Origin of the sequence: Mesorhizobium sp. M4B.F.Ca.ET.089.01.1.1 (assembly GCF_004022605.1) — a bacterium.
Taxonomy (GTDB): Bacteria; Pseudomonadota; Alphaproteobacteria; order Rhizobiales; family Rhizobiaceae; genus Mesorhizobium; species Mesorhizobium abyssinicae.
Window position 1 is genome coordinate 1 of sequence record NZ_RZOS01000025.1, and the last position, 23,391, is coordinate 23,391.

21 protein-coding genes and 1 pseudogene are annotated in these 23,391 nt (G+C 60.7%); 13 read left to right on the top strand and 9 right to left on the bottom strand.

Features of this window, described 5'->3' with window-relative positions:
* On the bottom strand, positions 1-364 hold a 364-nt coding region (locus tag EN780_RS04540; RefSeq protein ID WP_245499875.1), incomplete at its 3' end, for a cation:dicarboxylase symporter family transporter.
* 707 nt (positions 365-1,071) lie between these two features.
* On the opposite strand from EN780_RS04540, the gene EN780_RS04545 reads away from it, so the two are divergent.
* Positions 1,072-1,461: a hypothetical protein gene (locus EN780_RS04545; RefSeq protein WP_024505560.1), complete on the top strand. Its 390-nt coding sequence runs from the start codon at positions 1,072-1,074 to the stop codon at positions 1,459-1,461.
* Between the two features lie 189 nt (positions 1,462-1,650).
* Here EN780_RS04545 and EN780_RS04550 read toward each other — a convergent pair whose 3' ends face one another.
* Together EN780_RS04550 and EN780_RS04555 are read right to left on the bottom strand one after the other, a co-directional pair.
* Positions 1,651-1,896, bottom strand: coding sequence for a hypothetical protein (locus tag EN780_RS04550; protein WP_063169243.1), 246 nt, complete (start codon positions 1,894-1,896; stop codon positions 1,651-1,653).
* A gap of 301 nt (positions 1,897-2,197) precedes the next feature.
* The gene (locus tag EN780_RS04555; protein WP_245454734.1) at positions 2,198-2,668 is read right to left on the bottom strand and encodes a hypothetical protein; all 471 of its coding nucleotides are present in this window, start codon (positions 2,666-2,668) and stop codon (positions 2,198-2,200) included.
* Between the two features lie 599 nt (positions 2,669-3,267).
* Here EN780_RS04555 and EN780_RS40410 point away from each other — a divergent pair.
* Positions 3,268-3,516 (top strand): DUF6074 family protein, encoded by a 249-nt coding sequence (locus EN780_RS40410; RefSeq protein ID WP_063169245.1) that lies wholly within the window; start codon positions 3,268-3,270, stop codon positions 3,514-3,516.
* Positions 3,517-3,882: 366 nt separating this feature from the next.
* Here EN780_RS40410 and EN780_RS04565 read toward each other — a convergent pair whose 3' ends face one another.
* The 4 genes from EN780_RS04565 to panB form a co-directional block, all read right to left on the bottom strand.
* The gene (locus EN780_RS04565) at positions 3,883-4,515 is read right to left on the bottom strand and encodes an acyl-homoserine-lactone synthase (protein WP_126057769.1); all 633 of its coding nucleotides are present in this window, start codon (positions 4,513-4,515) and stop codon (positions 3,883-3,885) included.
* Positions 4,516-4,607: 92 nt separating this feature from the next.
* A complete protein-coding gene (locus tag EN780_RS04570) occupies positions 4,608-5,327 on the bottom strand; it encodes a LuxR family transcriptional regulator (RefSeq protein ID WP_126057768.1) in 720 nt (239 codons plus the stop codon).
* A gap of 98 nt (positions 5,328-5,425) precedes the next feature.
* Positions 5,426-6,334, bottom strand: a complete 909-nt coding sequence (gene panC / locus EN780_RS04575; RefSeq protein ID WP_024505565.1) for a pantoate--beta-alanine ligase — start codon at positions 6,332-6,334, stop codon at positions 5,426-5,428.
* The gene (gene panB, locus EN780_RS04580; protein ID WP_126063927.1) at positions 6,331-7,167 is read right to left on the bottom strand and encodes a 3-methyl-2-oxobutanoate hydroxymethyltransferase; all 837 of its coding nucleotides are present in this window, start codon (positions 7,165-7,167) and stop codon (positions 6,331-6,333) included. The genes panC and panB overlap by 4 nt, the downstream gene beginning before the upstream one ends.
* 171 nt (positions 7,168-7,338) lie before the next feature.
* On the opposite strand from panB, the gene EN780_RS04585 reads away from it, so the two are divergent.
* The 10 genes from EN780_RS04585 (at position 7,339) to EN780_RS04630 (ending at position 18,732) form a co-directional block, all read left to right on the top strand.
* Positions 7,339-8,301, top strand: coding sequence for a hypothetical protein (locus EN780_RS04585; RefSeq protein WP_126063926.1), 963 nt, complete (start codon positions 7,339-7,341; stop codon positions 8,299-8,301).
* A 62-nt stretch (positions 8,302-8,363) separates the two neighbouring features.
* Complete coding sequence (gene nadA, locus EN780_RS04590) at positions 8,364-9,338, top strand: quinolinate synthase NadA (protein WP_126063925.1); 975 nt, start codon at positions 8,364-8,366, stop codon at positions 9,336-9,338.
* Positions 9,335-10,876: an L-aspartate oxidase gene (locus EN780_RS04595; RefSeq protein WP_024505569.1), complete on the top strand. Its 1,542-nt coding sequence runs from the start codon at positions 9,335-9,337 to the stop codon at positions 10,874-10,876. The genes nadA and EN780_RS04595 overlap by 4 nt, the downstream gene beginning before the upstream one ends.
* Before the next feature lies 1 nt (position 10,877).
* Positions 10,878-11,759 (top strand): carboxylating nicotinate-nucleotide diphosphorylase, encoded by an 882-nt coding sequence (nadC, locus tag EN780_RS04600; protein WP_024505570.1) that lies wholly within the window; start codon positions 10,878-10,880, stop codon positions 11,757-11,759.
* 174 nt (positions 11,760-11,933) lie between these two features.
* Positions 11,934-12,902, top strand: a complete 969-nt coding sequence (gene bioB / locus EN780_RS04605; RefSeq protein ID WP_245499876.1) for a biotin synthase BioB — start codon at positions 11,934-11,936, stop codon at positions 12,900-12,902.
* A complete protein-coding gene (locus EN780_RS04610; protein ID WP_024505572.1) occupies positions 12,899-14,038 on the top strand; it encodes an 8-amino-7-oxononanoate synthase in 1,140 nt (379 codons plus the stop codon). The genes bioB and EN780_RS04610 overlap by 4 nt, the downstream gene beginning before the upstream one ends.
* A complete protein-coding gene (gene bioD / locus EN780_RS04615; RefSeq protein ID WP_063169254.1) occupies positions 14,035-14,670 on the top strand; it encodes a dethiobiotin synthase in 636 nt (211 codons plus the stop codon). The genes EN780_RS04610 and bioD overlap by 4 nt, the downstream gene beginning before the upstream one ends.
* Positions 14,670-15,935 carry an adenosylmethionine--8-amino-7-oxononanoate transaminase gene (locus EN780_RS04620; RefSeq protein WP_128272366.1) on the top strand — a complete coding sequence of 422 codons (1,266 nt, stop codon included), beginning with the start codon at positions 14,670-14,672 and terminating at the stop codon, positions 15,933-15,935. Before bioD ends, EN780_RS04620 begins: the two co-directional genes overlap by 1 nt.
* On the top strand, positions 15,932-16,915 hold the full coding sequence (locus EN780_RS04625) for a beta-ketoacyl-ACP synthase III (protein ID WP_126063924.1): 984 nt from the start codon (positions 15,932-15,934) through the stop codon (positions 16,913-16,915). Before EN780_RS04620 ends, EN780_RS04625 begins: the two co-directional genes overlap by 4 nt.
* A 173-nt stretch (positions 16,916-17,088) precedes the next feature.
* The gene (locus EN780_RS04630; protein ID WP_126063923.1) at positions 17,089-18,732 is read left to right on the top strand and encodes an MFS transporter; all 1,644 of its coding nucleotides are present in this window, start codon (positions 17,089-17,091) and stop codon (positions 18,730-18,732) included.
* A gap of 233 nt (positions 18,733-18,965) precedes the next feature.
* Here the strand turns inward: EN780_RS04630 and hemN are convergent.
* Together hemN and EN780_RS04640 are read right to left on the bottom strand one after the other, a co-directional pair.
* Positions 18,966-20,292 (bottom strand): annotated as a pseudogene (gene hemN, locus EN780_RS04635) (oxygen-independent coproporphyrinogen III oxidase).
* A gap of 470 nt (positions 20,293-20,762) precedes the next feature.
* Positions 20,763-21,119: a hypothetical protein gene (locus EN780_RS04640; protein ID WP_024505577.1), complete on the bottom strand. Its 357-nt coding sequence runs from the start codon at positions 21,117-21,119 to the stop codon at positions 20,763-20,765.
* A gap of 682 nt (positions 21,120-21,801) precedes the next feature.
* On the opposite strand from EN780_RS04640, the gene EN780_RS04645 reads away from it, so the two are divergent.
* Entirely contained in the window at positions 21,802-22,941 is a 1,140-nt protein-coding gene (locus tag EN780_RS04645; protein ID WP_126063922.1) for a porin, read from the top strand.
* Positions 22,942-23,391: the final 450 nt, after the last annotated feature.

Below are 23,391 nucleotides of genomic sequence, written 5' to 3' on the forward strand. Positions count from 1 at the left end.
AGGCCGGATCGATGTTGAGGCCGGCGCCAGGCTGAACGATATTCGCGACAATCAGCCCGACAACAAAAGCGAGCGTCGAAAAGGTGAGAAAATAGACCATCGCCTTGGCGGCAACTCGGCCGACCTTCTGCAGATCGCTCATGCCGGCAATGCCGGTCGCCATTGTCAGGAAGATGACAGGTACGGTGATTATCTTGACGACATCGACGAAGGCATCGCCGAGCGGCTTCAGGCTGTGGCCGGTCTCCAAATGGAAATAGCCGATTGCGGCACCCAGGATTATGGCGGCAAGTACCTGCACGTAGGTCCGGGCAAAATGGCGCTTGCGGGGCGCTGCGATCGCGCGGGGAACTCTTGGAACCAACACCGTCTCTCTCCTTGACCGGATCGGGGTGGGGCTCCTCCCTCTCCCATGCAGTGCTCCGGTCGAACGCTGCGCCCACTTCGGCGCAAACGATGTGCCAAATAGCAAAGAGGGGAAAACGCGCAGGACCTCACGCAATGCTTGCGATTCGCTCTCCCACACTCGTGCAGTGGTTGCCTGTCGCAACTATGGAAGGGTCGATTCTTGGGAACTCCAAAGGCCGCTCTTTGCGTCGAGCAGCTTGGCTGCCTGGAAGGTTCCCTCTTTGCCTTGCGGTCTGCGAGCTGAGTCCAGATCGTCATCATTTGGCTGCGCGCCGCACGGGGCTCGAAAGATTCAATCGAGGACGGGTCCTCTTGGAAAACGGGGGCAGCGTTGGTCAAGCCCTTCCACCCTGCTGTCCCAATGGTGTTCAGAAGCTCAGTTCACGATCAAGCGATGGATCAGCGTCATCTGGCGTTTGCGCCATCGCGGCGGCGTTGCAACGGGTCTGCCAAAGATGAGAAGGCCGCGAGGCAGGGTCCGAGACCTAGACTCCAACCTCATAGCGCGCTCGGCTCGCGTTCGGAAGGTTCGAACCGCAGCACGATCAGGTGGCGACACCGTTGGTCGGAACCGGAACCCGACGAATGATCGTTCGTGACCGACATCTGTGAACAAGCAGTATGTGTCATTGCAATCACCACCCGTTGCGCGGAAATGCCCATATGGCCGTGAATGAACTGGATTTGGTGATTTTCCAGATGGCGGTGGAAAGCGTCCGCTTGCTCTCTTCAAGCTTTGATGAGAAGGCGGCTGAGATAGCCACGAGGAGCCGTGGTAGCCTTCTTTTTGACGTGCGGGTGGACGGTGACCTGGAGGTCCAGCGAGTCGCAGCCATTGGATATCCAGGCGACAAGATCGGTGTGGTGGCATTGGACCGAGAGGGCCTTGTTAGCTGTTGTTGCCTAGTCAATGGCACCTTCTCACCTTTCATTGCACCGTTGGAGAACTGGACCAGCATGCCCCTTTCGATGCAGGCCCAGATCGATGTCACAGGCTATGCGAGGCTCCTTCTGGCCGCCTTGCGAAATGCTGGACATATGCTGGACAGGTAGCATCGCGATGATGTCTGTGATGAGATGGTGCAAACGGCTGGATGAGGCGATCGCTTGCTGGCAGCTTTGGCAACAAAGCGATCGGTGAGTTCGCAATGCTGGAACACGTCCTTTAGACTCTGCAGTTAAGTTAGCGGACAACCATCTGACGAATGCCCTCTGACAGTCTGCATGGCGCGGCATGCCCTCTTAGGAATGCAGCCGTGGTTCTACACCATCGGCTGTTTTTGTGTCGAAGGCGACGGGCACGCCATGAACGAAGGAAGCGGCCGCCAACAGTTCCTCCAACTCGCGGTCGGTGGCCTTGCATGCCGGCATTAGTGTTCGGATGGCGCGGATCGCCTGCGCCATGGAGAGAAAGCGGACCCTTCCCCTGGAAAGGACATAGGCTTCTGCGGCTTTTTCGACGGTGACGGTGTGAAACGAATTGGTCATGACGAATTCCTCCCTGAACCCTGACCAACCCGACTTATGGCACGAATTCGACCGCCTTCAAGCCTATGTCCGATTGCGGACAATAGCTGCGATTCGTTCAAAACCGCTGATGCTTTTGGGCGACCTGGTGAGGGGCAAGGAGACGTCGGCTGAACCCGTTTCAACCGACATGCTTCAGGCAGCGGCCAGGCCGAAATAACGCTGCTCCTCCTTGTCATAAGCGCCATGTGTGAGCTTTATCAATCCGGCACGGTCGATGATCGTGATCTCGCCGCGCTTGGCGTGCACCAGTCCTCGATACTCAAGCATTTGCAGGGCCGTGGTGACCCCGGGCGGTGGGCGCGAGCATGGTCGCCAGAAATTCATGCGTCGGGAGGATCTTATCTCCTTCCGCACGGTCGTGGACCATCAGCTGCCAGCGGGCCAGCCGTTCTTCGATCTTGGAGTGGCCATTGACCAGTGCCGTCCGGCATGATTGGACGAGGAACGCGTGGGCATAATCCAGCACTGAGGTGCGAAGCGACGGGCTAATCGCAGGGCGAAGGTTTTCAACCGGCAGGCGCCAGGTAGTGCTTTCCTTTCCGAGAATGACGGCAATTCCTTTCATCCCGTCATAGCCGACAATGCCGACTTCACCTTGCCGCCCGCCGGTCATGGTGGCGACCACCGACGCGATGCCCCTCTCGGGAAAATATACGTTCTTGATCGGCTGATGCGCGACCTCCAACTGGTCCTTGATGCCCGGTTCGACGTGATGCAGCGATGGTCGCAAAAGCGCGAAGTCCTGCGGGGTGAGGGCTTCAGCACCTGGTCGCGAAAGAGGGATCGGGCAAGGCTCTCTTCCAACGGGGCAAGAGCGCGTACGTCTTACTGTCGGCTGCACCGAAGTAAATGCCGGCCGATGCCAAAGCATAGGCTTCGAAACGCGCGATTGCAAAGCCCTGTCGGGGCAGTGCAGTCATGCTAGAAGTCGCGCCGCCTACGATAGGCAGCGGATGACATGATTCCCTTCTGCGGCGGCCACCAAGAACGGCTCGGGCACGCTTTAATCGTTCATACACAAGCTCGCAGGAATGTAAGCAGCGGAACAATCGGGTGATTCGTACCGCCCTGCCCTTTCAGAGATCAAGTCATTGGACGTCAATTCGGCTGGAACGCCTCGTCGAACGGCCCAGGAAAATGCAGCCGGATGAGCAATGGTGGTTCACCTTATGTGCGGTCCCGGATATGCGGTCCGGCGGCTCATCTCCCAATAGCTTGTCGATGGGGAAGTGGAACTCGTCATGTCGCCGCGAACCGTCACCGCGCTAGCGGGGCTCTTTTGAAGACGCCGGTGTTTTTCTTTGTGGAACTGAATCTGTGAGGTGATTGATGCATGAATCAAACATTTGCGTATTTCCGCTGCATCGGCGACGTATATTGGTCGAAAGTATCGCCCAGGCCCTCGAGACCAAGAACGGCGAGGCGGCGAGTGCGTTCTGGCGCTGTGCTGCCAAGAAAATGCTCATTCAATTGTCCGATGTAGGAATTGCGCCAGAGCTCGCTGCGCAGGAGGTTGGAAGCCTTCTTCATGCGGTCTTGGACGACATGGCCAACCGAACGGTAATGCACAAAGCATAGGCTCGGGCGCTGTTGGACCGCGCGTCAGCTCGGGTCCTTATCAGGGGACTGCTCCGACTGGCCGACGGTCCGGCCAAACCGGCATACCGGCAAAGGTTTGAGGTTGCGATCGCTCACGGCGGCCGGTCCAATATTCTAAGACGACCTCAGAAGCCACGTTGGCTTCTTTGGACGAAGCGGAGGGGCGCCATTTTGGCGTGCTCACGCTGGACTGCGGGTTGCGCCTACGGAAATCCAAAGTCCGGCCGCGCGAGCCAATCGACCGGAACAGTCGAAAGCTCGTGGGGGCGGGTCCGCTCACCCTCACGGCGGCGGTGGCGGCCGTGAGCAGACTTAACTCAAGTCACGGCTGAGCATCCGCAGGCGCTATGCCGATTGGATGAGAACTGGTTGCCACAACACCGGCCCGTTGAGGCGTCCCCTCCAGCGGATGCGCAAGAGACTGGCGTAGGAAATATCGAGGAAGCCGGCGACTGCCTCGGTGTTGCCGACCTGCTTGGGCTGTCCGATACGTGACAACGGCCAGGTGGCGAGACGAAGGATCCTTTCGATGCGCGTATCTGTCACCGTTACGATCCCGGAGAGATTGTTGGCCAAGCCGAATTCGATGATCCCCGCGAAGAGCTCGTAGGTTGCTTGGGCCAGGCCGCCAGCTGCCTTCGGCGCTGTCGCAGGGAGATCGAGCGCGAAACGACTACTCTCCCAGATATCGGCACTCGCAGGGACCACCATCTCATCCAGCAGCGTCGGAAACGTATCGCGCAACATTGTCGGTCCGGTGGTCGGCAAAAGGCGGACGCAGCCGCAAGTTCGCCAATCGGACCCCTTGAGAAGCAGGTAGACGGGGTTCAGGCTGTCAAACGGGTCCGTTTCCATTTCGCCTTCGGTCTGCACTTCCCAATCGAGCCGCTTCTTGAAAACCCGATACCTAAGTCCGTGCATTTCCTTGAGTTCGCTCGCAAACTCGGCGTAGCAGTCGGGTGTTATCAGCTGCATCATTGTCGTCTCCGTGCGGGATGTGTCCACGCAATCGAAGGGCAAAGCCGTCATGAATGCAGCCTGTAGACCTTTACAGCTAGACTTGGAGAGGATCAGGATCTCGCCCGAGCAGCCATCCGCACTACGGCCTGGTTGATGGTTCGCACGCCAAGCTTCGCCTTGGCGTTTTCCTGATGGAAGGTCACGGTGCGTTTCGAGACACCGAGAATCTGGCTGATATCCCAGGCCGACTTGCCGCACGCCGCCCATTTCAGGCACTCGAACTCCCGCCGGGTGAGCGTTATGCCATCTACCACGCAATCTTCGGCGAGCCTGCGCCGGGCATGGATATGAACGTTGATCGCAACCAGTTGCATTGCTTTTTCGTAGCGCGTCAGCGACCTCAGAAATGGCGGATGCGCCTCGTTGGAGGCGAAGGTCAGTGCGGCGAACCGGCCGCGATGATCATGCATCGACATGGTCAGTCCGCCGCGAATGCCGAACTCAGCTGCTTTTTCCAGGACTTCCTGCTGAGAGGTCGGCAAATAACGGTGATCGCGGTCCACACCCCAGTCGAAGGTATCCCAGCCCCGCAGTCCCCGCAGGATCACGGGATCCACGCTGTGGTAGCGCTGTTGCAGGTAATGTGATGTCCATGATGATGGATAATTCGAGATCAATCGCGGCCTGTCGCCGGAAGCGGATGGGTAGGTGAAATAAGCGAAGAGCGGAAAGTCGAACCCGGCTGCGGCGGACGCCATTGCCTCATGGAGATCGACGGCATCGACGCTTGCAGAGAGTTGCTCGACCAAGGTTTCAAATACGCGATGCATCTGCGCTTAGCGTACCTCGCGGAGGTTGCTGGAAGCCGACGGAGACGTGGTTCTAAATGATGGCCTGTCCCTGCAGGGCATACGACGCGCCGCCGTCATCACCGCAATTGCTGTGCTGCTTCCGATTGGAGAGAGCTCCGCCCACCTGACCAACTACCGATGGGTGATATTGCGACGTTATCGATGAGCCGCGTGTCGCCAAGCCAAGCCGCAGCAAGCAAGCGTGCCGGTCGGTCAAGGCTTGCTAACGATTGCAGGTCTGTTTCTCCGCGCAGCTCCAGGTATTCGAGCTCGCGATAGCCGGCAGCCAGAATTGCTGCACGCGCTTCATCAAGCGTAGGCAGGATGGGGGAGCCGCGTGCAAGCCGCTCGGCCGTATCGAGCAGGACCGATGCTAGTTTTGGGGCAATGGCGCGTTGGGCTGGGGAGAGCCGCACGTTACGCGACGATAGCGCAAGACCATCGGCTTCGCGGACTGTCGGACAGGGCACAATAGTGATCGGAATGTCGAGATCCCGGACCAAGCGCCTGACAAGCTGAAGTTGCTGAAAATCCTTTTCGCCAAAAAAGGCGAAGTCAGCGCCGGCCTGCAGGAAGAGCTTGGCCACGACCGTCGCCACGCCATTGAAATGGCCGGGCCGGAATGCGCCGCAAAGGCATTCGCTGATGCCGGACACTGAAACGGCCGTGGCGAAGCCCACCTGGTACATTTCCTCTGTGTCCGGCACATAGAGCAGATGCGTGCCCAGCAGAGCGAGCTTGGCAGCATCGTCGCTTTCCGTCCGAGGGTAGGCAATCAGGTCGGCGGGGCTGTTGAACTGCTTGGGGTTTACGAACAGCGTCACGATCACCCGCTCGGCCCTTTCGAGCGCCTTCCGCACGAGGCTCAGATGCCCGTCGTGCAAGGCTCCCATGGTCGGCACAATACCGATCGTGGCACCCGAGCGACGCCATTGCGCAACGACGCCGCGCAGCTCGCTCACGGTTCGAGCGATCGGCACGCTCATGTGAAGTCACCGGCCTTCAAGGCGTTGACATAGAGATGTTCGACCGCCGGAAAGTGCCGGTTCCGCACATCGGTGGCGTAAGCGGCGATTGCCGCCTCAGCCTGCTCACCGAGCTCGGCATAGCGTTTGACGAACTTCGGCCGAAATGAGGTGAAGAGCCCGAGCATATCGTGGCTCACCAGAATCTGGCCGTCGCAAGCTGGCGAGGCACCGATGCCGATTGTGGGTATGTCGATATCGGCGGTTATCTGCCGTGCAAGCTGCTCCGGTATCTTTTCCAGCACCAAGGAGAAGGCGCCCGCTTCGGTTACCGCCCTGGCGTCGCGCCTGATCCGCTCTGCATCGGCTCCCCGGCCCTGCACACGATAGCCTCCAAACGTGTTTACCGCCTGCGGCGTCAGGCCCACATGGGCCATGACAGGTACGCCGCGCGCGGTAAGGAAGCGGATGGTTTCCGAGATGGTCTCGCCGCCCTCGATCTTTACCGCTGAACAACCGGTCTCACCCATCACGCGCGCAGCGTTGCCGAAAGCGTGCTCTGGGCTTTCCTCGTAGGAACCGAAGGGCAGGTCGACGACCATCAGCGCGTGTTCAAGGCCGCGGCGAACGGCCTGTCCGTGCATGATCATCATGTCGAGCGTGACCCCCAGCGTCGACGACAGGCCGTGCAGCACCATGCCGACGCTGTCGCCGACAAGAACGATGTCGCAGTGGCGATCGAGCAGCCTCGCGACCGGCGTGGTGTAGGCCGTCAAGCATACAAGTGGCGTCTGGCCTTTTCGCGATCGAATATCTGGAGGAGTCATCCCTTTTATCTCACCAGCCGCGCTCAACCGAGGCCCCTTCCCTTACGTTACCAACAGCGGGTGTCGCGTTTGGCATATTTTTGTGCGACTGCGAAGAGCTAAAAACAGCGCTTGAGTACTCTGGTGTTGACGTGCTGGCTTCCAAGGTTACATTCAATCGATTAAGGCGCTCCGTTGGGCCAACCCGCTTTCGCAAACATGGATCCTCAGACAAGAAGAACCAAGAAAGGCAAAGCCGCCGTCAAAGCTGACGAAGCCAAAGTGGACCTGACTGCCGTCGTGGTCGCCGTAAACGACAGTGAGCCCTGTGTCCTCACAGTCGGTCATGCGGACACCCTCCCTTCTGGACCTTTTGCCCTTGAGCATCGATCACTGCAGTCGGGTTTGAGGGGGTGGGTGGAGCAGCAGACCGGCCATGCACTTGGATACATCGAGCAACTCTACACCTTCGCCGATCGCGATCGCATCGGCACTGAGCGCCACCAGCGCGTCATCTCAATCAGCTATCTCGCATTGACCAGGAAGGAACAGGCAACGAACTCGGCCGCGTGCGGCTGGCAAAGTTGGTACGAATATTTTCCCTGGGAGGACCACCGCTTCGGCACGCCGCCTGTGCTGCTCGATAGATTGCGGCCCCGCCTGATTGAGTGGGCCGGCGGCGCCAGCGAGCCGACCACTCAACGCGAGCGCCGGCAGCGCGCTGCGATAGCCTTCGGCTTCGACGACCGCCATTGGAACGAGGAACTCACGCTCCAACGCTACGAGTTGCTCTATGAAGCTGGTCTGATTGAGGAGGCCGGTGGCGGCAGGGACGCGATTGCGGCCGCGGCTGGCAAACCAATGGTCGCTGACCACCGTCGTATTCTGGCAACCGGGATCGCGCGGCTGCGTTCGAAGATCAAATACCGGCCGGTCGTGTTCGAGCTTATGCGGCCTTCCTTCACGCTGCTGCAACTGCAGCGAACCGTGGAAGCTTTGGCTGGCAGGCTGATCAACAAGCCGAACTTCCGGAGATTGGTCGAGCAGCAGGAACTTGTTGAGGAGACCGGGGAGACCTCCCTCGACACGGGCGGCCGACCGGCGAAGCTTTATCGCTTCCGGCATGCCGTCCTCGACGACAGGGCTATCGCCGGGACAAAATTACCGCTGGCGCGGGCTTGACATACTTATAGTCAAGGTAGATATATTCCCTTATTGTCAAACCGAATATAATCGAGGCGCCAATGACTGGGGCGTTACCTATGGCTGCGTCCCTGTATGAGCGTGTCCGGCGGGTGATCCCACCCGTTGAATGGCTCGCGTTCGCCGGCGATATTGAAGCCATCTTAGCGCTGAAGCGTGAGCGCAATGCGGTGGTGCTGGCGCACAATTACCAGACGCCCGAAATTTTTCATTGCGTGGCAGACATCGTCGGCGACAGCCTGGCGTTGGCCCACAAGGCGGTGACGGTCGACGCCGACATCATCGTGGTTGCCGGCGTTCATTTCATGGCCGAGACGGCAAAACTGCTCAATCCGAACAAGACCGTGCTCATCCCGGATCTCCGCGCCGGCTGCTCGCTGGCCGAATCGATCACGGCAAACGACGTGCGGCTAATGCGGCTGCGGTATCCGGGGGTCCCCGTTGTTACTTACGTCAACACTTCCGCCGCCGTAAAAGCGGAGTCCGACATCTGCTGCACGTCCGGCAACGCCAAGGCGGTGGTGGAATCGCTTGGCGTGGCGCGTGTGCTGATGCTCCCGGACGAATATCTGGCGAGGAACGTGGCAGCCGATACAGACGTCGAGATCATCGCCTGGAAAGGCCATTGCGAGGTGCATGAGCGCTTCACCGCAGCAGACATTCGGGAACTGCGCGATGCCCATCCAGGCGTCATCGTGCTGGCCCATCCAGAATGCCCACCAGACGTTGTCGCGGAGGCGGAGTTCTCCGGCTCGACCGCGGCGATGTCGGATTATGTCGAGCGTGAGAAACCGACGCGTGTCGTCCTTCTGACCGAATGTTCGATGAGCGACAACGTCGCGGTCGCGCATCCCGACGTCGAGTTCGTTCGCCCATGCAATCTGTGCCCGCACATGAAGCGCATCAACCTGGCCAACATTCGCGCCGCACTCGAGCAGAACCGGCATGAGGTCCGGATTGATCCCGAAATTGCCGGCCCCGCCCGCCGCGCGGTCGAGCGCATGCTTTCCCTATGAGTCTGGAGGTTCGCGACATCGCCGGGGCGCCGGTCGTCATCGGCGGCGGCATTGCCGGCCTGATGACGGCGCTTCATCTGGCGCCGGAACCGGTCGTGCTTTTGACCAACGCGCCGCTTGGAACCGGAGCCTGCAGTGAACTTGCCCAGGGCGGTCTTGCGGCAAGTCTCGGGGGCGACGACGGCCCAGATTTTCACCTTTGCGACACGATAGCTGCCGGCGACGGACTCTGCGATGAGGCCACGGTGCGGCGAGTGGTACGAGCTGCACCCGAAGCGATTAGGACGATCCAAAGGTTCGGCGTCGACTTCGACCAGCACCCTGACCGCGCGTTGCGACTTGGGCTCGAGGCGGCACACTCGCGACGGCGAATTGTGCATGCAGCCGGCGACGCCACCGGTCGCGAGTTGGTGCGCGCGCTCGTCGCCGCGGTTCGGCGTACAGCCTCGATCACCATTATCGAAAATGTGGAGGTCCGCCGGCTGGTCGTGCAGGACGGGTCGGTCATCGCCGTGGTCGCAGCAGGACGAGCCGGCGCGCTCGCTCTGCCCACGCGTCGCGCGGTGCTGGCGACCGGCGGCGTCGGCGGGCTGTTTTGCGACACGACAAACCCCGCTGGCTCATGGGGTCACGGGCTGGCGCTCGCCGCATGGGCGGGGGCGGAACTCGCCGACTTGGAATTCATACAGTTCCATCCAACTGCGCTCGACGGTCCGCGCCGGCCGATGCCGCTGGTGAGCGAAGCCGTGCGTGGCGAAGGCGCGGTGCTCATCGATGAGCGAGGAGAGCGCTTCCTCGCCGACACACCTGGCGGTGAACTTGCGCCTCGCGACGTCGTAGCGCGCGCCATTTGGCACCAGCTTGCCGTTGGACGCCGCGTATTCCTGGACGCACGGCAAAGTCTCGGCCCGAGATTTGGCAAGCGTTTTCCAGGCATCGCCGAATTGTGCCGGAGCGCAGGAATCGACCCCGCGACCGACCTGATCCCGGTGCGCCCGGCGGCACATTATCACATGGGCGGCGTCGCCGTAGACAGCGCCGGCCGCAGCTCCATCGAGGGATTGTGGGCCTGCGGTGAGGTGGCCTGTACCGGCCTGCACGGCGCCAACCGCCTGGCCAGCAACTCGCTCACCGAAGCGGCGGTCACCGCGAGCTGGGTTGCCGAAAGCGTTGCCGGCACGTCGTATACCCGGCGACCGCGCAGATGCTCCACATTCGTCCCTCCACGACCAGACGCTTCCGTGGTCCGCCCGATTGTCTCCGCCGCCCTGGGTATCATCCGCGACGGCGAGGCAATGCGCGAAGCGGTGGCGACCCTGCTGCCGATCGCAGCCAATAGTGTCGCTGCCTCTGGTCCGGCTTTGGTCTCACTGATGATCGCCGCGGCGGCCCTGAGGCGGGAAGAGAGTCGAGGCGCGCACTGTCGGTCCGATTTCCCGCTCCACGATGCCAACGTGCGCCCATCACGGCTGACACTGCACAGCGCAATGCGGGCCGCGGCCGCACTCGATTGCCGGGCTACCATACGGAGCACTTGATATGACTTCATTCTCCCCCCTCCCCGCGACCCTGATCGAACCGATTGTGCGCGTTGCGCTCCTCGAAGACCTGGGCAGATCCGGCGACCTGACCACCGATGCGGTTATCCCGTATGATTGCACTGCCACGTTGGTGCTCAAAGCGAGGCAGGCGGGCGTCGTTGCCGGGCTCGATCTGGTCTCGTATGCCTTCCTTCTCGTGGAACCGGCGATCAACATCCAGATCTGGCGCCCTGATGGCAGCGAGGTTGGGGCCGGGGAAACCATTGCAAGATTGTCCGGACCCGCACGAGGCCTGCTCACGGCCGAACGCACGGCCCTCAATTTCTTATGCCGGCTGAGCGGCATTGCCACTGCCACAGCGGCCATGGTTGAGGCCGTGCGCGGTCACAAGGCGAGGATTGTATCGACGCGAAAGACGACGCCCGGGCTGCGGGCATTGGAGAAATACGCCGTGCGCGTCGGCGGCGGTGCCAATCACCGGTTCGGCCTCGATGACGGCGTGCTCATAAAGGACAACCACATCGCGATCGCCGGCGATATCCGCACAGCAATAGAGCGGGCGCGCGCCGCAGCAGGGCATATGGTGAAGGTCGAGGTCGAGGTCGACACGCTGAAGCAGCTCGATGCAGCGCTCGCGATTGGTGTTGACGCGGTGCTGCTCGACAATATGTCGGTCGAGGATCTTGCCCGCGCGGTTTCTATAGTGGATGGCCGTACGATCACCGAGGCGTCCGGTCGGGTGATGCCGAAAACGGCGGCGGCGATTGCGGCGACCGGTGTCGATCTCATCTCCATGGGTTGGCTGACGCACAGCGCCCCGATCCTCGACATCGGCCTGGACATGCCGGACCACCAGAACATCTGCAAGCACTTGAACTGAGGATTACGGCGTGAGGAGCAACATCAGCTCGGCAGGCGTAGGAGGTGCTGGAAAGACGTGCCGCAGCTCGCCTTTAGCGAGTGCGCCCCAAAGCCAAGAAGGCGTACCGGACTAGCAAACAAAGGTTTGACGATGACGATTGGAATGAACTCGGAGTTCGACGTGAACCAGACCATGCAATCGGTCGATGGAACGCCTCCGCGATGGAACCGCAAAGAGGCCGAGGCCATCTACGGCATGCCATTCAACGATCTGCTGTTCCTAGCTCAGACGATCCACCGCCAGAACTTCGATCGAAACCGAGTGCAGCTGTCGCGGCTCCTTAGCATCAAGACCGGCGGGTGCCCCGAAGATTGCGGCTATTGCAGCCAGTCTGCGCATTACGAAACCGGGGTGAAGGCGTCGAAGCTGATGAACGTCAAGCATGTCATCGACGAAGCGGCCAAGGCGCGTGATGGCGGCGCAACGCGCTATTGCATGGGCGCGGCGTGGCGAAGTCCCAAGGAGCGCGACATGGAGGTTGTGGTCGCCATGATTGAGGGCGTCAAGGCCCTCGGCATGGAGACCTGCATGACGCTCGGCATGCTCGATCTTGAGCAAGCTGCTCGCCTGAAGCAGGCCGGTCTCGACTACTATAACCACAACATCGATACCTCTGAGCGCTACTATGGCGAGGTTATTTCAACCAGGACTTTTGCCGACCGGCTGGAAACGCTTGGGCACGTGCGCGCGGTTGGGATGAAAGTCTGCTGCGGCGGCATTGTCGGGATGGGAGAAGAAAAGACCGATCGCATCGACATGCTGGTCACGCTCGCGAACCTGCCCGAGCCGCCGGAAAGCGTGCCGATCAACATGCTTATTCCCATCGAAGGCACGCCGCTTGCCGCGGCCGACGCCATCGATCCGATCGATTTCGTCCGCATCGTTGCGCTCGCGCGGGTGATGATGCCGAAATCCTATGTAAGGCTGTCCGCCGGCAGGACGGCGATGAGCGACGAAACGCAGGCGCTGTGCTTCTTTGCCGGGGCCAATTCGATCTTTGTCGGCGACACGCTGCTGACGGCGGGAAATCCCGGCGAGGACAAGGATACCCTTCTGTTCCGGCGCCTCGGCATTGAGCCTATGGAACTCGCCACGCAATGAAGGAGGCAATTCTTGCCCGCTATGACGCAACCTTGCGGGGACTGGGGCGCAAGGACCGGTTGCGGACGCTCGCACCGCGCGCCGGGCTCGACTTCTCGTCGAACGACTATATCGGACTTGCCGCCTCCAAAAGACTGGGCGATGCGGTTTCGACGGCGATTGCGCGGGGCACGCCAGTGGGCGCCACCGGATCGCGGCTGTTGCGCGGCAATGCACCGGAACATGAGCAACTGGAGGCGGACGCAGCGGCATTTTTCGGAGCCGAGCGTGCACTGTTCTTCGGCAGCGGCTATATCGCCAACTTCGCTCTGCTGACGGCCCTGCCGCAGAAAGGCGACCTGCTGGTCCTCGACGAGCTCGCTCATGCCAGCATGCATGAGGGTGCCCAGGCCGGGCGCGCTGAGTTCAAGCTGGCCGCGCACAACGACGTCGACGCTGTCGAGGACGCAATCACCCGCTGGCGCGCCGAAGGCGGCATGGGGCGGGTGTGGATCGCCTTCGAAAGCCTTTACAGCATGGATGGCGACCGTGCGCCGATGGAGAGCCTGGTCGCGCTGGCTGATCGGTACCAGGCATTCATCGTCGTCGATGAAGCGCATGCCACCGGCGTCTGGGGACCGGACGGCCGGGGACTGGCCGCCGCGTATGAAGGCCGCGACAACATCGTCACGCTCCACACATGCGGCAAGGCGCTTGGCGCATCCGGCGCGCTCGTTACCGGACCGCGAACACTGTGCGACTATCTTATCAACCGGTGCCGGCCATTCATCTATGCGACCGCACCATCGCCGCTGATGGCAGTCGCGGCACGTGAGGCGCTGACTATTCTGTCTGACGAGCCTATGCGTCGTGCTCAGTTGCACGAGCGTGTCGCTTTCGCGAGCCGGCAATTGGCCGAACGCTGCGGCGTGATGCCCAGCGGTTCGCAGATCCAGCCGCTTGTGATCGGCGATAACAGCCGCACCATGGCGGTGGCGGCAGGACTGCAGGCACGCGGCTTCGACATACGCGGCATTCGCCCGCCGACAGTGCCTGAGGGTACGTCGCGCCTGCGCATTTCGCTGACTCTCAACGTCGACGAAGCCGACATTTCCGCCATGGTCGAGGCTCTCGTCGGAGTGTTGGCCACAGCATGACCAAACGCATCGTCGTCACCGGAACAGACACTGGAATTGGCAAGACAGTGTTTTCGGCCGGACTTGCCGGGCTGCTCGACGGCTTCTACTGGAAGCCGGTGCAATCGGGCCTCAACGAGGAGACCGACAGCGAGGTCGTCGCCCGGCTTTCCGGCTTGCCCGACGGACGCGTGCTGCCCGAAGTCTATCGACTGACGATGCCGCTGTCGCCGCATCGATCAGCCGAAATCGACGGCGTCGCGATCGAGGCCGACGATCTTTCATTTCCGGTCCTGCCGACACCGCTCGTCATCGAAGGCGCCGGCGGGCTGATGGTGCCGCTCAATCGACAGACAAGGTTCATTGACATATTCGAACAATGGCGGCTGCCGGTCATACTGTGCGCCCGCACCGCGCTTGGCACCATCAATCATACGCTGTTGTCGATCGAGGCCCTGAGAGCCCGCTCCATCCCGCTCATCGGCATTGCCTTCATTGGCGAAGAGGTGGCCGATACACAAAGGACAATCGTGGAATTCGGCGGCGTGCCGCAGCTGGGCAGGCTGCCGCACCTCGGTCCGCTGACGGGTGAAACGTTGAGAGATGCAATGATTTCCGGCTTCGACCTGGCCATGATTGCCGGAGGCGACTGATGGCGGAGTCTCGAGTCTGGCATCCGTTCACGCAGCACGCGCTAGAGCCCTCGGTCCCTGAAATCGTGCTGACTGAAGGCGCCTATCTCCACAAGGCCGACGGCTTCCGCATCCTCGATGCGATTTCTTCCTGGTGGGTCGTCACCCATGGCCATCGCCACCCCCGCATCATGAAGGCCATCGAGACGACCGCGTCGAACCTCGACCAGATCATCTTCGCGGGCTTCACCCACGAGCCGGCCGAGCGCCTGGCCGAGGCGCTTGTCGGCCTCGCACCCGCCGGCCTTGACCGGGTGTTCTATTCCGACAGTGGCTCCACCTCAGTCGAAGTCGCGCTGAAGATGGCGCTCGGCTATTTCCGCAACATCGGCGCGCCGCGTTCGCGCATCGCCGTCATGGAGCACAGCTATCATGGCGACACGATCGGGGCGATGAGCGTCGGCGCCCGCGGCGTCTTCAACGCCGCCTATGATCCTTTGCTGTTCGAGGTCGACGCCATCCCCTTCCCGGCCGCCGGGCGCGAGCAGGAAACGCTGGATCGGTTCGAGGCCGTTAGCCGCGACCGGCGCGCAGCCGCGCTGATCGTCGAGCCGCTGGTGCTTGGCGCCGGCGGCATGCTGATGTATCCGGCCTGGGTTCTTGCCGAATTGAAGAGGATCGCCGAAGCCTCCGGCACGCTGCTGATCGCCGATGAAGTGATGACCGGCTGGGGGCGCACCGGAACCATGTTTGCCTGCGAACAGGCGTCCGTCTCGCCCGACATCTTGTGCACCTCGAAAGGTCTGACCGGTGGTACCATCCCGCTGGCCGCCACGATCGCCACCGATGCCATCTTCCACGCTCACTTTTCGGAGGATCGCAAGAAGACGTTTTTCCATTCGAGCTCCTACACCGCCAATCCGATCGCCTGCGCGGCAGCACTTGCCAATGTCGAGATCTGGCGTGACGAGCCGGTGGCCGAGCGGATCGCGGTCTTGAGCGCGAGGCAGGCCGCCGGGCTGCAACGCTTCCGGGTCAATCCATATTTCACCGACTGCCGGACAACCGGCACCATCGCGGCACTCGACCTACGCACCGGCTCAGCCGGTTATCTGGCCGAGATCGGGCCAAAACTGCGCGCTTTTTTCCTTGAGCGGGGGCTACTTGTGCGCCCGCTCGGCAATGTCCTCTATCTTCTACCGCCCTATTGCATCACCAGCGACGAATTGGGCGGGCTCTATGACGCGATAGAGGAGGCCGGCGAACGCTTCGGCTCGCGGCCATGAACCTATCGTCGCGCGTTCTCGGCTTCGGCCATCATGCGCCGGCGCGCAAGGTCGAGAACCCGGAAATCGAAGACCGGCTCGGGCTTGAGCCCGGCTGGATCGAGCGGCGCACCGGAATTCGCTCGCGCTTCTGGGCAACAGACGAAGACACGCTGTCGGGCCTTGCCGCCTCTGCCGGCGACATGGCGCTGACCAATGCCGGTATCGACCGCGGCGACGTCGGTCTACTCTTGCTCGCCACGTCGACGCCCGATCACCTTCTGCCGCCAAGCGCGCCGCTGGTCGCACATCGGCTGGGGCTAGGCCGCGCCGGAGCGATCGACCTGACCGGCGCCTGCGCCGGCTTCATCTATGCGCTGATGTTCGCCGACGGGTTCACCCGCCTGCACGGCAAAGCGAGCCTTGTCATCGCCGCCAACATCCTCAGCCACCGCATCAATTTGGCCGAGCGCGCCAGCGCCGTGCTGTTTGCCGATGCCGCCGGCGCCATGGTGATCAGTCCTTGCGATGACCCGGATCGAGGCATTCTCGGCGCTTCGGTGGATTCCGACGGCTCGCGCTACGGGCTAATCCAGATTCCCGCCGGGGGAAGCAACACTCCGTTCCATGCCGACCTCGACCTCGCGCAGACACGGATGACGATCACTGACGGCCGTGAAGTATTCAGCAAGGCCGTGGAGATGATGACCGCCTGCTCGAGAGATGCGCTCACTGCTGCCCGACTGAGGCCGCAAGACCTCGATCGTTTCGTGCCGCATCAGGCCAATGCGCGCATTTTCGACGCGGTCGGCAGGAACCTCGGCATCGCTGATCACTCGATCGTCAAGACGATCGCCGAATATGGCAACTCTTCCGCCGCGACGATCCCGCTCTCATTGTCGCTGGCCCATCGGGCGCAGCCGTTTCGGCCTGGCGAGAAAGTCCTCTTGGCGGCAGCGGGTGCGGGTCTCAGCGGCGGCGCGCTTGTGGTGGGAATTTAGCAAAGCAATGCTTGCGCACAGGACTGCTCATGAATGAGACTATGAGAATGGCTCAATACGTAAATAGTCGCCGGCAAGCTCCATAGAGCTGGGTTCCGTGCGGTGCTCCGCGATGTCTAAGTATCGACCCGCTTGCTCAAATCGCAGCGCTCATCGAAGGCCAGCAATACCTCATGCAGAGCGAAAATCCTCAACCGCCCGTTTCAAAGACGCTCGCCCCATTTCGAAACAAGGTGTTTCGCTCAATTTGGGCGGCCACCCAGATTTCCAGCCTCGGTTGGCTAGTGCAAACGGTCGCCATCAGTTGGCTTATGGCAACGATTTCAGCGTCCGACCTCATGGTGGCACTCGTCCAGGCCGCATCCACATTGCCGGTGTTCTTCCTCTCAGTTTTCGCCGGAGCCATTGCCGACAACTTCAGCCGCCGGTGGGTGATGTTTGCGGGACACTGCCTGATAGCATCGGCGTCGACGACGCTGATGATTTCTGTGGGTCTGGGATTTGTCAGTCCTTGGCTGATTCTCGGGTTAGGTTTCCTGGCCGGCTGCGGCTTTGCCTTGAATGATCCGGCTTGGCACGCTTCGGTCGGCGATATCCTTCACAAACGCGACATTCCGGCCGCAGTGACGCTTATGTCCGTCGGATACAACATTGTGCGCAGCGTTGGTCCGGCCTTGGGGGGCGTGATCCTGGCCGTCTTTGGGCCGCTGGCCGCTTTCGCCTTGGCTGCGGTGAGTGATCTGGCGCCCATAAGCGCGATATGGCGCACCAAATGGGAGGTCCGCTCTTCGCCTCTCCCTCGTGAGAGAATGACGACGGCAATTCATGACGGAGTGCGCTTTACTGCGATGTCTTTGGAGATCAGGGCAGCGACCGCCCGAGCCGCTCTTTTCGGATTGGCAAGCATCTCCATTCTGGCGTTGCTCCCCCTCGTCGTCCGGGATCAGTTGAAGAGTGGGCCAATTGTCTACGGTATCTTATTGGCCGGCTTCGGCATGGGTGCTTTCATCGCGGGCATGGGCAACGGCTTCTTGAGGAAGGTCACGTCTCAAAACAGGCTGGTGGCCTTCGCCTCTGTGGCTTGTGCAGTCTGTTGCCTCTCCCTTGCCCTTACATCGTCGATTCCTGTGGCGGCCATTTCGCTGGCGCTCGGCGGAGCGGGTTGGCTTATCACCTGGACGGGCATTGACGTGTCGGTGCAGTTGGCAAGCCCAAGGTGGGTTGTAGGCCGCACGCTCTCCATTTACTACGCCTTGAGCGCAGGCGGTATGGCTGCTGGCAGCTGGATCTGGGGTTCTGTCGCGCAAAACTATTCCTTGACCTTAGCATTGGAGGGCGCCGCAGGCGCTCTGTTGCTGGTTGCAGCAGCGGGGATCGTGTTGCCGGTCCGTCCCTGGGAAGAAACGGATCAAGAAAGTTCAGTTTTTCATCCGCCGGACGTGGCTCTCGATCTGAAACCCAGAAGTGGCCCTATCGTGGCCAAGGTCGAGTATTTGATATCGGAGGAAAATATCGAGGCCTTTCTGGGCTCCATGCGCACGCGGCGACACGTCCAGAGCCGTGCCGGTGCACGAAACTGGACGCTCCAGCGAAATCTGCAAACACCGTCACTTTGGACGGAGACATTCCGCACCCCCACCTGGATGGACTTTCTCCGCCTAAATCATCGACTCACCGCAGCAGATAAGGAAGTCGCCCAGCATCTCCTGTCACTGCATGAAGGAGAGGTGCCTCCGCAGACAGTGCTTTCGATTGAACGGACGACCGAGGCAATTCGTACCCGTACCTCGACAATCTTTTCTCGTCCTCCAAGATGACGCCATCAAGCTGCTGTCCAGGGACAGGGTGGATCACCGGTGCTTTGCAGAGCACAGCCTCACACCGAGAGCAGCGTGCTCCGGGTTGTGCGCTTTCGCGCGCACCCAGGCGAGATGATGATGAACGCGGCGTCAAGTGGAAGTCCCCTGCATGCGCTTGCGGAGTCTTCTGCGAGAGCCCATGCCGACGAGCGCCAAACAAGGTCTGATGCCTTCGGAGTCGTGGCCTCAACTCATCGATTCGCGAGAAAAGCATCGAATGCAGCAGCAACGGCGCGAACAACAAAGCGGTGCTCCGGCCGCACGCGGATGAAGCCGTTTTCGACGTCCAGGATCCCCTCCTCAGCCAGCGTCACCAAACTCTCAACTGAATCGAGAAAACGAGCTGGTTCGATTTCGTGGGCGGCACAGATGGTCGGCACGTCGGCCTCCAAATCGCACATCAGTCGCTCGATGATCGCTGCGCGCACCCGGTCATCGTCGGTCAGACGGTGACCCTTTGATGTCGCCAGACGTCCACTTGCGATGTGCCGGGCGTAAGAATCCCGTGTTACTTCGTTCTGAACATACCCCTCGCGGACTCGGCCAATAGCCGACGCGCCTAAGCCGATCACGTTTTGCAAGTATCGGCCGAGTATCCCAGCGAATTACGCCGTAGGCGCGCCCGGTCTTCTGCGCTAGCGCGAGTTCGTCGTCCGGCGGAGCGAAATGATCGAGCCCGATCTCCCGGTAGCCAGCGCCAACCAGTGTCTCGGCGACAGCTGCAGCCTGTTCGGCGCGAAGATCGCCGTCCGGTAGACCTGCCTGCTCGATAGGCGCTGGTTCTTTATCACGGAAGGAATATGCGCGTATCCGAACACCGCAAGCCGGTTGGGGCGCATGGCGACCGCAGCCATCGCGGTCTGGATGCAGGACTGCACAGTCTGTTTCGGTAGACCGAAGATGAGGTCGAAGTTGATATGGCCAACGCCATGCCGGCGGAGATTTTGGACTGCAGCGGCCGTCTGCACCTTACTCTGGATCCGATTGATCGCCTTTGCACATCGGGATCAAAGCTCTGCACGCCGATGCTCGCGCGGTTGACACCGTTAGCTGCCAAGGCTTCGGCCATTTCCGGTGTGAACGTTCGGGGATCGATCTCCACGGTGATCGCAGCAGTTTTGCTGAAAGCGAAGTGGCGGCGTAGAAATTCCATCAGCGCCAAGTGCTCGGCTGGCCCGATAAGGTGAGGCGTTCCGCGCCGAAATGCACATCGCTCACCGGCAGCCCTTGCCGCACTTGCTCCGACACCAAACTGATCTCCTGACGCAGCACCGCTAAATAATTAAGGATCGGGCCGTTGCGACGGATGACCGCGGTAGGGAAGCCGCAATACCAGCACATGGATCGGCAAAACGGAATGTGGAAATAGAGCGACACCGATTCGTCGGCCGGGAGGCCCCCCAGCCATTCCTCATAATCGTCAGCACCAACTGCCGCAGAGAAGTCTGGCACAGTCGGATAGATGGTATACCAAGGCGGCCGGGGGTCCCGGTACTTTGTCAGGATTGAGGTGTGCAAGGAGCTGTCATCCCACGTCGCTGATCCATCATTCTTTCGTTGCGCGCTCGTCCTGGTCTCTGACCTAAGTCAGTGCGTCCCGCTTATGTCGCAGTCTCGTTTGGACAGGATGGGGTCAACCACGCCGGGGAGCGCGCGTGCCATGGTTGCGCCTGAGGTGATGGTGCGGTGCCGCATTCAACGTCTGAGTAGTACGTGACGCCAGTGCAGTGTGCTTGAGGCGTCTGCGGAAGAACTTTGCAATGCGAAATTCATGTCCGACGCAACGGACCTGTCAAGCCTCGTTCAGACGCCATCCAGGTCCAGCCAGCGGCCTTCCCTGCCGGCCGAAAAACCATACCGGCTTTAGCCACCGAGACGCTCTAAAGCTGACGTCGGCTCATTTGATGAAAGGAGGACGCCGCTAGGGGGTGCACAAGGTTCCCCGGCTTGACGTCGCTTCGAGCGAAGAGCGGCGGTGTGGCTTGTCGTCAAGCGCCGGGCAGCGTGCCCCCTACCGATATCCCGAAAAGATCGACCAAGATGGCCATGCCGACGCCACACGCGGTCTGGATGAGGCCGACCATGAAAATGCGATTGGCGCGTTCGTAGATGGGGCGCCGCAAGGAACTCATGTCGAGCAGCATGGACAGCGCTCTCATCTGCAGTGCGATGCCGAGCAGGATCGGCACTACGGCGAACAGATCGTAGAGTTGCCATGGCAAGGGGTTCGCGGCCCAATGAGTGAGGAAGCCGAGCGAAAAGGCAAGCAGGATACCCACGGCAGTGATTGTGCCGTTGCGGAAAATGGTCTCGATCGGTTCTTCCTTCGGATCGTGCTCGTCCAAGCGGCTTCCTTTCGTTGCTCTTTCCGTCGAGACTAAGTTCTCGAGAATGCTGTTCATCGCCAATTACTCGAGGCGAGCCGTAGGCAGCCGTTTCAGGGTGCGCTCCCTCTCGCTTCCGGCCGCGCAATGTACCTGCACGGCGAACTTACAGCGGCGAAAAGGTGCTGCGGCCACCATGCGACGCCTCGGACGCGCACGCCCTCTGTTCCTGGCGCAGCCCTTGCGGAGCGTACGCGCAGTGATCCTTCTCGGTAGCGCATGGCGCGGCCTCCGTTGCGGTCAGACGGGAAGCCGTCGCTGTTAAACGAGACTGTCACATATCGAACATGGCGAACCGTGTCGCACATTGCTTTTCGCAGTGACCCTCAAAAAAAGTGATTCCAGCGAGACGAAGGCGCGTCGGCCCGATTTTGGTGTCGGCCGCATTTACGCTTCAGGTTGGCATGTCGCTTGCTGCTCTATTTCGGAGAGCTGCAGCGGTCCGACCGGAGTGTTTCACATGTAAACGATAATGAATCTCCTAACAGAAAACACTATTATAAGTACATGTGGCTTTTACGCTGGCTCACCTCTCGTGTCAAGCGCTTTGGCGTCCACATATTGGAGACAACACGCACAAAATTTAGAGGAAAAGCTTGCTCTTTCGCCTCTATCCTTTTTATTCCTTCATGGAGATCTAGACATGTACATCAAGAGTCCTCTTCTCGGCTTAACTGCTCTGATGACCGTTTCCGTCGGTCGAGCAGCTGGCGCCGAGCGGGAACCGGCCGAGTACATCAAGATCTGCGACGTCCTCGGCTCGGGATATTCCTATATTCCCAACACCGAGACCTGCCTGCGCATCGGCGGCTATGTCCGTTACGATATCGGCCTGGGTGACGTCCGATCGTATGACAGCGCAAGAACCTCGGACGTGAGAACTGGCGAGGACCAAGGCACTTGGCGAAACAGCACACGCTTCACGTTCAAAACTTGGACCGGCCAGCAGACCGAGCTCGGCGCGTTGACGACCTATACCGAAACCCACGTGAATTTTGGCAACAGCGCTAACTCGCATGACAGTCCTCAGAACTATGATTTCAACAGCGGCCTCGCACTGGCTTCTGCCTGGGTCGAGCTGGGAGGCCTGCGAGTTGGCAAGGAGGGGTCGGCCTTCGATACGTTTGTAAGCTACGCTGGCGACGTTCTCGATAGTATGCTCGTTCCGTCGGCCGGCTTCGACACCAACGTGGCTCAGTACCACTTCGACGCCGGCAACGGCATTTCGACTGTGATTTCGCTCGAACAAGGATCGGGCTCAGCCGGTACTATCGACAGCTATATTCCGCACGTTGTCGCCGGCTTGAAATACACGCAAGGCTGGGGCTCGATCACCGGCGTCGCGGCTTATGACAGCAATTACGAAGCTTTTGCCGGCAAGATCCGCGTCGACGTCGCTGTCACAAACCAGCTGTCGCTGTTTGGACTCTTCGGCTACGGTTCCAATGCCAGTCTCAACGAGGACTCAAACGGCGCAATTGCCAATCATGGGCGCGGCTCGTACAAAATCTGGAACGGCCAGTGGGCTTTCTGGGCGGGCGCCACCTACGAGTTTGACGAGAAAACTTCGTTCAACCTTCAGGTCTCGGGTGATCAGCTCAAGGATGCTGGTGTGGCTGCAAACGTCGCCTACATGGTCGTTCCCGGCTTCACGGTCACAGCCGAGGTCGATTACGACCACTACGGCAACTCTGGCCTCGGCCCTGCCGAGCCTACCGCCGTCAAGGGCACGAGCAAGCCGAACAGCGTCGGCGGCATTCTCCGCTTACAAGGCTCATTTTGAAATCTCTCCAGTCGCGAGCATGGCAAAGGCACTTGCCTCGACAACGCACGCATGGAGAGCTTCGTTCGCCATCTTGAAGTCTGCATCGACCGTCCACGGCCCATCGTACCAACTAGAAACTGAAAGTTATGAGCCCTGTGTACTACACCTAGCCCTTGACCTGCCCGATGAACCGGCCAGGGGCCGTCAGTTCAAATTCGGGGCCGCTTAGAGGGCAGTGTGAGGCCGTGTTAGGTAAGCGCCACTGCAATGTCGAGGCCGCGACACGCCTGTCGCTTTGGACGGCTGGAATTGCCCTTCGCGGCGCCATTCATTCTCTCAACATTTACGTGATAATGCACGCTGAGTCCGAGCCGCGTGGCAGCACCCATCCTAGGTCACTATCGGGGGGCCTTAAACCTGAACAGCTCCATCGTCGCGGCTGCTGCGGAAGCAGGAGCTATCACTGGG

Bases quoted from the DNA above. Each gene is read 5' to 3' on its own strand.
- EN780_RS40410 (WP_063169245.1), top strand. From the start codon at position 3,268: ATGCATGAATCAAACATTTGCGTATTTCCGCTGCATCGGCGACGTATA.
- bioD (WP_063169254.1), top strand. From the start codon at position 14,035: ATGACCAAACGCATCGTCGTCACCGGAACAGACACTGGAATTGGCAAG.
- EN780_RS04645 (WP_126063922.1), top strand. From the start codon at position 21,802: ATGTACATCAAGAGTCCTCTTCTCGGCTTAACTGCTCTGATGACCGTT.
- EN780_RS04630 (WP_126063923.1), top strand. From the start codon at position 17,089: ATGCAGAGCGAAAATCCTCAACCGCCCGTTTCAAAGACGCTCGCCCCA.
- EN780_RS04625 (WP_126063924.1), top strand. From the start codon at position 15,932: ATGAACCTATCGTCGCGCGTTCTCGGCTTCGGCCATCATGCGCCGGCG.
- EN780_RS04595 (WP_024505569.1), top strand. From the start codon at position 9,335: ATGAGTCTGGAGGTTCGCGACATCGCCGGGGCGCCGGTCGTCATCGGC.
- nadC (WP_024505570.1), top strand. From the start codon at position 10,878: ATGACTTCATTCTCCCCCCTCCCCGCGACCCTGATCGAACCGATTGTG.
- EN780_RS04545 (WP_024505560.1), top strand. From the start codon at position 1,072: ATGGCCGTGAATGAACTGGATTTGGTGATTTTCCAGATGGCGGTGGAA.
- bioB (WP_245499876.1), top strand. From the start codon at position 11,934: ATGCAATCGGTCGATGGAACGCCTCCGCGATGGAACCGCAAAGAGGCC.
- panC (WP_024505565.1), bottom strand. From the start codon at position 6,334: ATGAGCGTGCCGATCGCTCGAACCGTGAGCGAGCTGCGCGGCGTCGTT.
- EN780_RS04620 (WP_128272366.1), top strand. From the start codon at position 14,670: ATGGCGGAGTCTCGAGTCTGGCATCCGTTCACGCAGCACGCGCTAGAG.
- EN780_RS04550 (WP_063169243.1), bottom strand. From the start codon at position 1,896: ATGACCAATTCGTTTCACACCGTCACCGTCGAAAAAGCCGCAGAAGCC.
- EN780_RS04565 (WP_126057769.1), bottom strand. From the start codon at position 4,515: ATGATGCAGCTGATAACACCCGACTGCTACGCCGAGTTTGCGAGCGAA.
- EN780_RS04585 (WP_126063926.1), top strand. From the start codon at position 7,339: ATGGATCCTCAGACAAGAAGAACCAAGAAAGGCAAAGCCGCCGTCAAA.
- EN780_RS04610 (WP_024505572.1), top strand. From the start codon at position 12,899: ATGAAGGAGGCAATTCTTGCCCGCTATGACGCAACCTTGCGGGGACTG.
- nadA (WP_126063925.1), top strand. From the start codon at position 8,364: ATGACTGGGGCGTTACCTATGGCTGCGTCCCTGTATGAGCGTGTCCGG.
- EN780_RS04570 (WP_126057768.1), bottom strand. From the start codon at position 5,327: ATGCATCGCGTATTTGAAACCTTGGTCGAGCAACTCTCTGCAAGCGTC.